At 38.5% G+C, this 13,289-nt stretch carries 12 protein-coding genes; all 12 read right to left on the bottom strand.

The annotated features are described in order from the left end of the window. Positions 1-14: 14 nt before the first annotated feature. The 12 genes from cysK to EK417_RS13105 all read right to left on the bottom strand — a co-directional run bounded on the left by cysK (position 15) and on the right by EK417_RS13105 (position 13,254). Positions 15-926 carry a cysteine synthase A gene (cysK, locus tag EK417_RS13050; protein WP_136522381.1) on the bottom strand — a complete coding sequence of 304 codons (912 nt, stop codon included), beginning with the start codon at positions 924-926 and terminating at the stop codon, positions 15-17. 19 nt (positions 927-945) lie between these two features. After that, positions 946-1,776 carry a serine O-acetyltransferase EpsC gene (gene epsC / locus EK417_RS13055; RefSeq protein WP_136522382.1) on the bottom strand — a complete coding sequence of 277 codons (831 nt, stop codon included), beginning with the start codon at positions 1,774-1,776 and terminating at the stop codon, positions 946-948. Positions 1,777-1,781: 5 nt separating this feature from the next. Further along, on the bottom strand, positions 1,782-3,020 hold the full coding sequence (locus tag EK417_RS13060) for a sulfate adenylyltransferase subunit 1 (protein WP_136522383.1): 1,239 nt from the start codon (positions 3,018-3,020) through the stop codon (positions 1,782-1,784). Between the two features lie 94 nt (positions 3,021-3,114). After that, on the bottom strand, positions 3,115-4,023 hold the full coding sequence (cysD, locus tag EK417_RS13065; RefSeq protein WP_076594724.1) for a sulfate adenylyltransferase subunit CysD: 909 nt from the start codon (positions 4,021-4,023) through the stop codon (positions 3,115-3,117). Between the two features lie 11 nt (positions 4,024-4,034). Then, positions 4,035-4,748 (bottom strand): phosphoadenylyl-sulfate reductase, encoded by a 714-nt coding sequence (locus EK417_RS13070; RefSeq protein WP_136522384.1) that lies wholly within the window; start codon positions 4,746-4,748, stop codon positions 4,035-4,037. Between the two features lie 83 nt (positions 4,749-4,831). Then, positions 4,832-5,248: an RrF2 family transcriptional regulator gene (locus EK417_RS13075; protein WP_076594726.1), complete on the bottom strand. Its 417-nt coding sequence runs from the start codon at positions 5,246-5,248 to the stop codon at positions 4,832-4,834. A 256-nt stretch (positions 5,249-5,504) separates the two neighbouring features. Next, entirely contained in the window at positions 5,505-5,999 is a 495-nt protein-coding gene (locus EK417_RS13080; RefSeq protein WP_136522385.1) for a GNAT family N-acetyltransferase, read from the bottom strand. Positions 6,000-6,110: 111 nt separating this feature from the next. Further along, complete coding sequence (locus tag EK417_RS13085; RefSeq protein ID WP_168801993.1) at positions 6,111-8,228, bottom strand: zinc-dependent metalloprotease; 2,118 nt, start codon at positions 8,226-8,228, stop codon at positions 6,111-6,113. A gap of 346 nt (positions 8,229-8,574) precedes the next feature. After that, positions 8,575-9,840 carry an NAD(P)/FAD-dependent oxidoreductase gene (locus EK417_RS13090; protein WP_136522387.1) on the bottom strand — a complete coding sequence of 422 codons (1,266 nt, stop codon included), beginning with the start codon at positions 9,838-9,840 and terminating at the stop codon, positions 8,575-8,577. A gap of 8 nt (positions 9,841-9,848) precedes the next feature. After that, positions 9,849-10,847, bottom strand: a complete 999-nt coding sequence (locus EK417_RS13095) for a 4-hydroxyproline epimerase (protein ID WP_136522388.1) — start codon at positions 10,845-10,847, stop codon at positions 9,849-9,851. Then, positions 10,844-12,334 carry an aldehyde dehydrogenase (NADP(+)) gene (locus tag EK417_RS13100; RefSeq protein WP_136522389.1) on the bottom strand — a complete coding sequence of 497 codons (1,491 nt, stop codon included), beginning with the start codon at positions 12,332-12,334 and terminating at the stop codon, positions 10,844-10,846. The genes EK417_RS13095 and EK417_RS13100 overlap by 4 nt, the downstream gene beginning before the upstream one ends. Further along, positions 12,331-13,254, bottom strand: coding sequence for a dihydrodipicolinate synthase family protein (locus EK417_RS13105; protein WP_136522390.1), 924 nt, complete (start codon positions 13,252-13,254; stop codon positions 12,331-12,333). Before EK417_RS13105 ends, EK417_RS13100 begins: the two co-directional genes overlap by 4 nt. Between the last annotated feature and the right edge of the window lie 35 nt (positions 13,255-13,289).

A 13,289-nucleotide genomic window follows, 5' to 3' on the forward strand; every position in this document is an offset into this window, starting at 1 on the left:
TGTTAATTAAGGGTTTAAAAGAGTCCCTCTACCGACAGATATCTTTCTCCGGTATCGTAATTGATGGTAAGGATTTTAGCGTTAGGCGGTATTTGCGGTAAATGTTTGGCGATGGCTGCTAAAGAGGCTCCAGTAGAAACTCCGACAAAAAGACCTTCTTTTTTAGCTGCCTTAAGCGCGTATTCATAAGCTTCTTCTTTGCCTACTGTAATTACTCCATCTAAAAGGGTAATATCCAGGATAGAAGGTACAAAGCCTGCTCCCAATCCCTGTAATGGATGTGGCGCGGGGCTTCCTCCGCTTAAAACAGGTGATAATTCCGGTTCTACGGCGAAAACTTTTACGTTTGGATATTTTTCTTTAACCACTTTTGCAATTCCGGTGATATGTCCTCCGGTTCCTACTCCGGTAATGATATAATCCAAGCCGTCCGGGAAGTCTTTTAGAATTTCCTGAGCGGTGGTTTCTACATGTACTTTTACATTAGCAGGATTATCAAACTGTCTTGGAATCCATGAATTGGGGGTTTCTTCAGCCAGCTCATTAGCTTTTTCAATAGCACCTTTCATCCCTTTTTCTCTTGGAGTCAATACGAATTGTGCACCGTAAGCTTCCATGATTTTGCGGCGTTCTATACTCATGCTTTCCGGCATGACAAGAATGAGTTTGTATCCTTTTACAGCAGCTACCAAAGCAAGACCTATTCCCGTATTTCCGCTTGTAGGTTCTATAATGACGCTGTCCTTATTTAATAATCCTTTAGCTTCAGCATCTTCAATCATTGCTAGTCCAATTCTGTCTTTAATGCTTCCGCCCGGATTGCTTTTTTCAAGTTTGATCCAGATTTCATGATCTGAACTGAAGAGTTTATTAATTTTCACGACGGGTGTATTTCCGATCGTTTCTAATGCATTCTGAAACTTCATATCTATCTATTTTTATTTTTTAAATTACAAAGGTTAAAGATTCCGGTAAAGAACTATTATCCTTTATTTTTATTTCACTTTTATGGTAGACCAGAGAATTGGCGGGAACATCCTGTGTTACCCAGACATTTCCTCCTATGATACTTTCTCTGCCTATGGTGGTTTCGCCTCCCAGAATGGTAGCTCCCGAATAGATAATCACATCATCTTCAATATTGGGATGTCTTTTCTGATGGGCTTTTTCTTTGGAAACATTCAATGCTCCGAGGGTAACGCCCTGATAGATTTTGACATTGTTTCCGATAACCGTTGTTTCTCCGATCACGATTCCTGTTCCGTGATCAATGAAAAAAGACTTTCCGATGGTGGCTCCCGGATGTATATCAATTCCGGTTTTACTGTGGGCATATTCTGAAATAACCCGTGGTAAAATTTTCACTTCCTGAATCCAGAGCTGATGCGAAATACGGTAGACATACGTGGCAAAAAAGCCGGGATATGCCAGGTATACTTCTTCCAGAGAATCGGCGGCAGGATCAAATTCCAAAATAGATTTTGCATCCAACACCAGCTGATCATACAGTTCCGGCAACGCCTCAAAAAACTTACCGACCTGTTTTTCAGTAAGGATTTTATCTCCTGTAACAATATTAATCAGATCATAAAGTGTTTTCTGAATGGCTTCAAAATTTTTTTTCAGCTGATCTTCAGTATTGTCACTCTGAGGAAGGAAAAGTGTTTCATACAAATCCTTTACCCATTTTTTTGTCTTTATTTTATCAAAGAATCCATGAATATTATTTTGTTTGGTCTGATGAATTCTTTGAATTAATTGATCGGAAATTGCCATTTTTTCTATTGAATTATACAGGCTGCTACCGTTGAATTGGACGTTTCATCCACCAAAATGGCAGAGCCTGTTGTTTTATTATTAGTAAAACTGTCATAGACCAAAGGCTGTGCCGTTCGGAGGGTAACTTTCACAATTTCATTCAGTTTAATTTCGCCATCGGTCTGTTCCCGGACAAGAGTATTGACATTGATCTTGTAATCTACCTCTTTTACAACTGCTTTTACAAGTCTGCTGTTCTGCTGCAAAAGGTATTTATTCCCCGGCTGCAGAGGTTTCTGATCTAGCCAGCATAAAAGAATTTCAAAGTCTTTTTCCACAGAGGGAAAATGTTCTTCCGTAGTAAAAATATCTCCGCGGCTGACATCTACATCATGAGCGAGATGGATAACGGCAGGCTGACCTTCAAAAGCTTCTTCTTTTTCAATCCCATTGATCTCAATTTTGGTGATTTCAGTGGTCAGATCTGCAGGAAGAATACGAATTTTGTCTCCTTTTGTGAACTTTCCGCTTAAAATTTGTCCGGCATAGCCTCTGTAATCATGGAGTTCTTCAGTCTGAGGACGAATTACATACTGAACCTGGAAACGGCTTCCGTTATTTTTTTCTTCGTGCAGCTTTACTTCTTCAAGATATTCGAGAAGGGAATTTCCTTCATACCAGTCTGTTCTGGAAGATTTTGAAACAATATTGTCTCCTTTCAATGCTGATATCGGGAAGTAGCTTACCTCATTTAATCCCAGATTTTCTGCAATTTTTGCATATTCAGATTTTATATTTTCAAAAACTTCTTCGGAATAATCTACCATATCCATTTTGTTGATGGCTACAGCTACTTTTTTCAGTTGTAATAAAGAGGCGATGATAGAGTGTCTTCTGGTCTGCTCAATCACACCCTTTCTTGCGTCAATCAGAATAACCATCAAATCAGAGTTGGATGCTCCGGTGATCATATTACGGGTATATTGCACGTGTCCTGGAGCATCTGCAATGATAAATTTTCTTTTTGCGGTTGAAAAATAGCGGTAAGCAACATCAATCGTAATTCCCTGTTCTCTTTCAGCACGAAGACCATCCGTTAAAAGGGCGAGGTCTACTCCGTCTTCATTTTTATTTTTGGAATGTTTTTCAAGGACTTCCAACTGGTCCTGCAAAATACTTTTGCTATCGTAAAGCAGTCTGCCAATAAGGGTACTTTTACCGTCATCTACGCTTCCTGCTGTTATAAATCTTAATATATCCATCCGATTGTAATTATAAATGATAAGTGATAAATTATGAATGATAATTGATAAAAATGCTTTGTGTAATCATTAGTCAATTATCTTTTATCATTGATTAAAAATAGCCTCCTTTTTTTCGGTCTTCCATGGCGGCTTCTGTTACCCTGTCATCAATTCTGGTTTCCCCACGTTCTGAAATTCTGGTGGCTACAATTTCTTCGATAACAGCATCTATTGTTACAGCATTGGATTCTACAGCTGCAGTGCACGTCATATCTCCTACGGTACGGTAACGGATTTTCTTTGTGGTGATAATATCCTCTGGTTCTAGCACAACGTGGGAAGAATTGGCCAGCCACTGGCCGTTAAAGTCGATCACTTCTCTTTCATGCGAAAAATAGATGGAAGGCAGTGCAATTTTTTCTCTTCGGATATAGTTCCAGATATCAAGCTCTGTCCAGTTGCTGATTGGGAAAACTCTTACATTTTCTCCTTTATGGATCTTTCCGTTGAAAATATTCCAAAGCTCAGGACGCTGAAGTTTAGGATCCCACTGTCCGAATTCATCACGAACGGAGAAGATTCTTTCTTTAGCTCTTGCCTTTTCCTCATCTCTTCTGGCGCCTCCTATACAGGCATCGAATTCAAATTCTTCAATCGTATCAAGAAGTGTATAGGTTTGCAGCCAGTTTCTGCTTGGGAATTTACCTTTAGCCTCAGTCAGTTTTTTACTTTTTATGGTGTCTTCCACTTTTCTGACTACCAGATCTACATCTAACTGTTTTACCAGCTGATCACGAAAATCCAGTACCTCCTGAAAGTTATGCCCGGTGTCTACATGAACAAATGTAAAAGGGATTTTCCCGTGGAAGAAAGCCTTTCTTGCCAGATGAGCCAGTACAATGCTGTCTTTTCCTCCGCTGAATAGTAAAGCAGGACGTTCAAACTGACCCGCAACTTCTCTTAATATATAAATAGATTCGGCTTCCAGCTGATCTAAATAGTTTAACTGATGTATTGACATTTTTTTCTTTTTTATTGATGAATATGCAGACCGCATTCTTTTTTGTTGGCATCTTCCCACCACCAGCGGCCGGCTCTGAAATCTTCCCCTTCTTTGATGGCTCTGGTACAGGGTTCACATCCTATGCTTACAAAACCCTTTTTATGGAGGTGATTGTAAGGTAAGTGATGATCTTTTACGTATGCTGTCACCTGTTCTGTGGTCCAGTGAAGAATGGGATGAAATTTTATGATCTTATTATCCGGATCCCATTCCAGCTGCGGCATGTTCTTTCGGTTGGGAGAATGTTCGGATCTCAAACCTGTAATCCATACTTTATAGCCTTCCAGTGCTTTTTTTAAAGGGTGAACCTTTCGGATAGTACAGCATGCTTTCCTCTTTTCTACAGATTGGTAGAACGAATCAGGGCCATTTTCTGTAACAAATTCTCTGAGCTCTTCCGTATCCGGATAATAGGCTTTGATGTTCTTTTTAAAGAAAGCCTTCGTAGATGTCCAGGTTTCATAGGTCTGCTCAAAGAGTCTTCCTGTATCCAAAGTGAAGATTTCAATATTTAAATCTTTTATCAGATGAGTGATGACCTGATCTTCATAACTGAAACTGGTTGAAAAGATCACTTTTCCCGGGAATCTTTCAGTCAGTATTTGCAGCCCATTAGTTTGAAAAGAAGCTTCAGAAGCCTCTTTTACAAGATTTTCGAATTCATTTTTCAGACTGTTTTCCATTTTGAATTGAGATTTAAGTCTTGCAAATATATATAAAATTCTATAACTCCTATCAAAATAGTAGAATTTAAATGTAAAAAATTTTATTTTTCATTGATAAACTTTGTCAGAGTGGCTTCCATCATACTTTTTCTGGTTTTTTCACGAACGATGATTAATTCTTTTCTCAGATAGCAGATTGCTTCATCAACACAATCATCGCATGGTTCGTAAAAATTTAAAGATACACAAGGCGTAAGTGCAATGGGTCCGTCAAAAATACGGTAAATATCTGCTAATGAGACCTCATCTGGTGATTTTAAAAGATAATACCCTCCTATTTTACCCTGCTTGCTGTTGACAAGTTTGGCTCTTTTAAGTTCAAGAAGGATTTGTTCCAGAAATTTCTTGGGAATGTTCTCGTCCTGTGCAATAATGGAAGTTGGCAGAAAGCCCTGGTTATAATTCCTTGCTAATCTGACCATTGCTTTAAGCGCATATTTGCAACGTTTCGACATCATAATTTCTGCAAGTTATGATAAATTATTGTATAAATGAAATGTTTTTATAGCTGAAGAGTTTGTATTTTAACACAAAAGTCACAAAAGATTTTAAAACACTTAAATTGATTTTAAGTAACAGATAAATTGCTGAGAAGTTCACTAAAGCTTAAAAAAATCTTTGATTTTTTATTGCCTGAGATTATTTTAGTCTAAAAATATGCACAAGCATTTGTGTAAATCTGTGAAATCTGGGGGAAAAAAGTACTCAGTAAGTTCACTTTTTTTGCAATATAAAGTAAGCCAGTTCTCTGTCTTCTCGCGCAAGGTTTTCAATTCTGCCGAAACCGCTTTTCAGCAGTACTTTCTGAGATCCGACATTATCAAGATCGGTTACGGCAACGATATCTTTCTTATGATTTAATGAAGAGCAATAGTCAATAAGTGCTTTACATACTTCTGTCCCGAATCCTTTACCCCGGTAATTTTCGCCTAAGGTATATCCTATTTCTATCTGTTCTGGATTGTCTAGGAAGATTCTTGCCAGGCACATTCCTACAAAATCCTGATTCTGAGCATTAAATATTCCCCATCTGCTGAATGAGCTTTCCTTGTAACTGCCCAATGCTTTGTCAAACATTTCTTTATACTCTTCAGGAGTTTTGTAAGGAAGATATCGGGTAACGTTTTCATTTTCAAAAAGAGTAGAGAATAAAGGAAATTCTTCAGATGTAAATTCACGGATGATAATCCTGTCGTTTTTATACTGCATTGAAATGTAATTACAGAATAAAAATACGTAAATAAATGAAGAATTGCTCATAAACAGGATAAAAAATTGGGCTTACAAATTAAGCCCAATCAACTGCATATGAATACTGAACTATTTTTTAATGAATTTCTGGGAAGATTTCCCTAAAGAAGTTTCAATATCAATTAAATAAGTTCCGCTCTGGCAGTTTTTAAGATCAACTTTATGGCCAGTAACCGGAGCATTAATCTTTCTTCCTGACAAATCATAAACAGTAACTGATTTAATTTCTCCTTTTGTTTTAATATTCAATACATCAGAAACCGGATTTGGATAGATAGATGTTTCTGAGTTTGTTGTATCAACGTCTGCAGTGGATAATAGTGTACAAGGTGTTGTAATACTGCCATATGGTTGTGTATTATATCTAAACTCAGTTACAGAATAACCGGAACCATTGGCCCCAACAATCAGTTTGAAATAGCCGTTAATATTGTAGCCTTCGAATTGGTTTCTAAAACCAACATAGGCTGTTTTACCAGACCAGGTAGTATATGTAGGAGTGTACACGTCAAGTTGTCCGGGAGTACCAATTGGGTAACCTATATTATTTGCATTAGTTATAGTGGTGCAGGCTGGAATTAAACTGATATTTCTTGTTCCTGTTTCACATACTAATCCTTTCCAATAAGTTTCCAATTTTAATTGATTTGCGCCATAGTACCAAGCGCCATATCCTGCATCATCACTAAGCTCCGGGTTAATGATAAAATATTTCCATGGAGCTCCGGAGTTGGTTGTTACGGTTGTTGCTATTGGGTTGGCATAGCTTTCCAGAGGAGTTCCTGTAACTATTTTATAAGGATCTTTATAAGAAAAAGTTAATGCTAAAGCTGTCGTTGACCCTAGTGAAGTTGTGCCTCCTGTTATAGCTGGATTCAGGAATGTAATTGATGAATTCAGGACCTGACTTTTGGGATGACTGGTTGCAGCACCATTTATGGTAAGTGTAGCAGTTGTTGGGCTTGTAACTACTATCGCTGCTGTTAGTCCTGCTGGTAATGAAGACGTGAAATGTGTTCCTGCTGTAAGAGTTGTTCCATTGGGTACGGCAAATGTTGCTGAATTTAGTGTAATTGTTGATGTAGGAGCAGAGGCTACTGTTCCATCTAATGACACCCTACCGCTATTGTCTAAGTTCTCTGTAAATGTACTGTTGCTAAGCGTTAGCCTAGGTGGCGTATTAGCAACTCCGGTTGCTGCTAAGTTGGCAGGCTTCCATAAATTTATTCTTGAAGGATGGTTTAATGCTGCCAGCATTCTGTTAACCTGTCCATTGGTAAACATTTTATAACAACCGGCAGAACCATTGTATCCCATATAGTTTTCAATATTTACTTTTTGGCCAAGACAATTGTTACCCGCTGTACATCCTAATCCTGAAGACATATTTTCTACAGGAGTGTCTGCAACTCCATCCCCATCATTACCTGGATTTGAAGTTGAACAAAGAACATTGAACGTGTGTTGAAGATTAAGCCAATGCCCAAATTCGTGAGTGAATGTATCAGAAAATTCGTTTGAAGATACTGTTCCTGCAGCATTAAATATATAACGTCCATTATAAACAACTCTGGCTGTATTTACTGAACTCATGTATGAATCCGGATACCAGGCAACTCCTGATTGATATAAATCCTTATTAGCATATAGGTCATTTTGGATATACACATTCATATACTTTGTATTATCCCAAGCATCGGTGCCAATTTCTGCATCATATCCGCCTCCATTGCCATATCCGCCTTTGAAAGGGTGAAATACTACTCCACTTGTTGCTTTTCCGGTTGGATCAATTTTAGCTAATCGAAATTCAATGCTTAAAGCTCCTCTGATAGATTGGAAGTCAGGATCTACAGTGTTTGAATCAGCGTTAATTCCATTGAAATTTAAGTTGATTTGTTCCAGTAAGTCAACTACTTTTTTGTAATTTACTTTTACATTACTTTGAGATTCTCCATACACATGAAAAACCACAGGGATGATGTAGGTTGGATTGCTGATCCTATTATTCAATGAATTTTTGTTTGATCCCATTTTTTTTATGAAATCTTGAGTGTATTTTTCAAATTTTTCATATTCAGCCTTAGATTCAGGATGCAGTTCAAAATGTTTTTTCATCATTTCATCTGCTTTACACTCATGAGGTCTGTTTTCTTGAGCAAAACCTATTATTGGAAATAGGGACATAATTAATAATGATTTAAATTTCATGGTTTTTTGGATTTGTGTGTTAATAAATTATTTGAATAATCAAATTGTTTTGGACTTAAAAATGTTTTGATTGTCTCTATATAGTCTTAGTTTTTAAAAGTTATATCATTAATAAGATGTTTTGTAAGAAATATTTCTAATTTTTTAGTGCTTTCAGATACAGCTTTGGAATTTGTTTGGGATGGCTCCAATGGTTCTGATTTTTTGCTTTCACAGGGATAGCAAAATAAGAACCCGATAAAAAATGCAATCTTCATAATAGGATGCATTGTAAGAGTTAGTGTTTTCATAAATAATAATTTTGTGTGTTATGTGATGTTTTTTAACTAAATCTTTCAGGGTTGAATATCTTTATCTCAACCGTTGGCTTTTGGTCATTGGCAAGCTCTGAAACTGTTTTCCCGAAAATAGGCCCGAGACTTAACCCCATCATTCCACCGCCTCCCGCAATAATCAGATTGTTCAATTTGGAAGATTGTCCTAAGTAAGGAAGTCCGTCCGGGGCACAGGGTCTGTATCCAAACCAGATTTCAGATTCTTTGGGTATTTTAACCTGGAAATCCGGCAAATAGCCAGGAATAGACCTAACGATTCCTTCTACTCTTCTCATATTAATTTTATCCTGGTGTGAAGCCAGTTCCATAGTTCCGCCAAAGCGGATCTGCCCGTTCATAGGGGTAACTGCAACTCTCGCTTCAAGTAATAAGGCAGCATGTTCCAAGGTATTGAGTGGGTTTTCTGGCTTGTGCATGAATGAATATCCTTTCCCAGGCATTAATTGAATTTTAATACCTGCTTTTTGAGCAAGTTCAGGTAAGAATGAACCTCCCGTCATGATAAACCTGTCTGCGGTAAACTGCTTATCATTGGCAATGACAGCCTTAATATGGTTTCCAAAAGTTTCAAAACCTGTTACTTTGTGAAGGGGATGAAAAATTACGCCATTATTTTTAAGATAAGAGATCATTTGTTTCATCAGTTTCATGGGATTCATATGCCCGTCACATTTATAATTGACGCCTCCGATAACATCCAATCGGGTATTGGGTTCGAGCTTCTGAATTCCCTTTTTATCCAGAATATCAACGGGTAAACCCATCTTAATTGCTTTATGAGCCAATTCTGTCTCCTCTTCTGCAACTTTCTCTGTTTTATAAAGCATTAAAATGCCATTTTGATGAAGTTCAAAATCAAATTCATCTTTTTGTGCAATCTCATTATAAAGTCTGCTGCTTGCCAGGTTAAGATCCCTGATGGCAGCTGCAGAATGATCAACATGTTTCTGGTTGGAATGTTTCAGAAACTTCAATCCCCAGGATATCAGGTTGGCATTGAGTGAGGGCTTTACATAAAACGGACTTTTACTATCAAACATCCATCGTATTCCCTGTGCAACAACTCCCGGAGCTGCCAATGGTGTAAAATGACTGGGTACAATCATTCCTGCATTGCCATAAGAACAGTTGTCGGTAAGGTCATTCTGTTCCAGAATCTCCACCTGCCAGCCTTTTTGTAAAAGATAATAAGCTGAACTTAATCCTGCTATTCCTGCACCGATAATAAGTGCTTTTCCTTTATTTTGTGTCATATACTTATTTACATAACCTGAAATCCCTGCCAATAAGGATCTTCATCATCAATGATAATATGATTGTACCCCGTAATTCTTGCCCAGCCTTCTACTGACGGAACAATCGCGGCTCTTCCATCAATAGTTGTGGCTTCTTCAATTCTCCCGATAAACTGAGAACCGATATAGCTTTCATGAATAAATTCTTCCCCTTCCTTCAGTTTTCCCTTAGCATACCACTGAGCCATTCTTGCAGATGTTCCTGTACCACATGGTGAACGGTCTAAGGCATTTTCGCCTACCAACACCGCATTTCTTCCGCTGGCTTTAGGATCAGTAGGTTTACCTGTCCACTGAATATGACTTAATCCGGTAATATGTTCTATTTCAGGATGGATGAACTGATATTTTTCATTGAGTAATTTTCTGATAAGTTTTCCATAATGGATGAGCTGGCTGGCCGTAAAATCAGAAATATCTCTGAAGTTTTCCTGAGGATCTATAATGGCATAGAAGTTCCCGCCATAAGCTACATCGGCTCTTCTTACTCCAAGATCCGGACATTCAACTTCCAGGTTTTCTGCATATAGGAAAGATTTTACATTGGTCAGTTTTACAGACTTTACTTTTTTTCCTTCCTGTACATAATCTATGAGGATAAGCCCTGCAGGCGTTTCCAGTCGTAATTTTCCAGGAATTTTGGGAACAACAAGACCTTCTTCAATGGCAATGGTAACCGTTCCGATGGTTCCGTGTCCGCACATGGGAAGACATCCGCTGGTTTCAATATATAAAACCCCGATATCGTTATTTTCATCTACAGGAGGATACAGAATACTTCCGCTCATCATGTCATGACCGCGGGGTTCAAACATTAATCCTTTTCTAATCCAGTCGTATTCTTGCATGAAATGCAGCCTGCGTTCCATCATGGAATTCCCTTTTAAAATGGGTGCTCCTCCCGCAATAAGACGTACAGGACATCCACAGGTGTGTGAATCTATACAAAAAAATGTTCTGTTCATGTGGTCTGTATATTTAATGATTCTGAATTCCTTACTCCATCCACCATTCTGCTGATTTGTAATGGGTTGCTATTTTTTAATTCTTCGGGTAGAAATTCATCCGGCCAGTTCTGGAAAGAAATTGGACGAACAAAGCGTTTGACGGCATCCGGTCCTACGGAGGTAAAACGGGAATCGGTAGTAGAAGGAAACGGTCCTCCATGCTGCATGCCATACACAACCTCTACTCCTGTAGGCATTCCGTTGAATAATAATCTTCCGCATTTATCTTTAAGAAGATTGATCAGTTTACTATTATCACGTACGTCTTCATTGGTAGCTGCAATAGTAATCGTTAATTGTCCTTTTAACTGTTGAGCAATTTTCCTAAGCTCTTCGTCAGTTTCACATGCTACAACAATACCAAACGGGCCAAAGACTTCTTCACTTAATACCGGATTATTCATGAAATTACTGGCACTGGTTGTTATCACTGAAGCATTTCCATATGAGCCTTCTGTTTCAGTATGTGCTGATGCAATCAATTCAACATTGGGTTGTGCTATCGCTGTATTTTTATTTTTCTCGAAGCTTTCAAATATACCTTTATGAAGCATATGGGCAGGAGCAACATTTTGAATTTCCACTTTTAAAGTATTGATAAAACGGTCAAGTGGCTTCCCTTTCAATGCAATAAACACTCCCGGATTGGTACAAAATTGCCCTACTCCCAGCGTTAAAGAAGCAATATATTCCTTCGCTAATACTTCTGCTTTGGTTTCAAGCAAGTATTGCAGGGCAAATACAGGATTAATACTTCCCATTTCTGCAAATACCGGAATAGGATTATCACGGCGGTTGGCAATATCAAACAAAGCTTTTCCACCATTGAAAGAGCCGGTAAATGCAACAGCCTGGATGTCCGGATGCTGGATCAGATAAGCGCCAATCTCGTAAGATTTCCCTGTAATATGGCTAAAAATTCCTTCTGGCCATCCAAAAGCTTTAACGGTTGCAGTTATAACATCAGCCATTATCTGTGAAGTCTGTGGATGTGCCGGATGTGCTTTTATAATGACAGGACAGCCTGCCCCAATTGCACTCGCAGTATCACCACCCGCTGTAGAAAATGCAAAAGGAAAATTACTGGCTCCGAAAACGACTACAGGTCCAATGCCTACATTGTATTTCCGGAGATCTCCTTTTTGCTTTTCAGGCTGAGAAAGATCAATTCTGGCTTCTGTATAGATTCCGGCAGATACTGCTTTTGCATAGCTTCTCCATTGTCCCGCAGTTCTGGCCTTTTCACCGGTAAGTCTGGCTAATGGTAATGACGTTTCGGAATGAGCGGCTGTTAAAAGCTCATCCCCCAAAGCTTCAATCTGATCCGCAACAGCATTCATAAATTCAGCCCTTTCATTGATGGTGGTATTCTTCAGGAACTGAAAGGCTTCAACAGCCAATTGAATTCTTCTGTCAATATTTTGTGTTGATGCTTCTTCAATCATAATTGTTTTTCCGGAGTTAATAGTAACGGACGTTTAGCTCTGCCTTCTTCAATAATTTTTTGAATCTTTTCCGCTTCTTTTCCATGAAGTTCAAGACGTGGCGCTCTCACATAAGGACTGCTTATTCCTTCTGCTGTTGCTGCCAGCTTAATATACTGGATTAGTTTAGGGTGAATGTCAAGTTCCAGCAACGGCATAAACCATCTGTAGATGGCTACAGCTTTGTCATATTCGCCTGTTTTAACATAGTTGTACATGGCCATAGTTTCGTTAGGAAAAGCATCTACAAGACCTGCCACAAGACCGTCTGCTCCAAGCATCAGGGTTTCCAGACAAATCGTATCTACCCCTCCTAGAATTTTGATTCTTTTTCCAAAGCGGTTAATCATTCTGGTTACATTCGCCAGATCTCTTGTCGATTCTTTAACGGCCTGAATGGTTGGATATTCAATAAGTTCCTCAAACATTTCAAGGGTAACATATATTCCATAATCTACGGGATTGTTATAGATAAGAATAGGAAGATCTGTAGCAGAAGCAACTGCTTTGAAATATTCAACAACTTCATGGCTGTCTGCTTTATAGCGCATCGGAGGAAGAAGCATCAGTCCGTCTGCTCCAAATTCTTTGGCTTTCTGAGCAAAGTTAACTGCATTTTTGGTTGTATTTTCAGAAAGGTTAAGAATGACAGGAATTCTACCCTGTGTTATCTTTTTCGCATATTTCAGCAGTTCAAATTTTTCTTCTGTTTCCAAAGCGCTGGCTTCTCCCAATGTTCCAGCGAGGATAATTCCGTGAACGCCAGCTTTAATCTGTGCTTCCGTATTGATGGCAAACATTTCAAAGTCTATCTCACCTTCTTTTGTAAAAGGCGTTAATACAGCGGGATAAATACCTTCCCAGTTTAGTTTTGTACTCATATCAAATAATATTTATCCAAAACTAGCAGAATTTC

Origin of the sequence: Chryseobacterium candidae (assembly GCF_004916905.1) — a bacterium.
GTDB lineage: Bacteria > Bacteroidota > Bacteroidia > Flavobacteriales > Weeksellaceae > Chryseobacterium > Chryseobacterium candidae.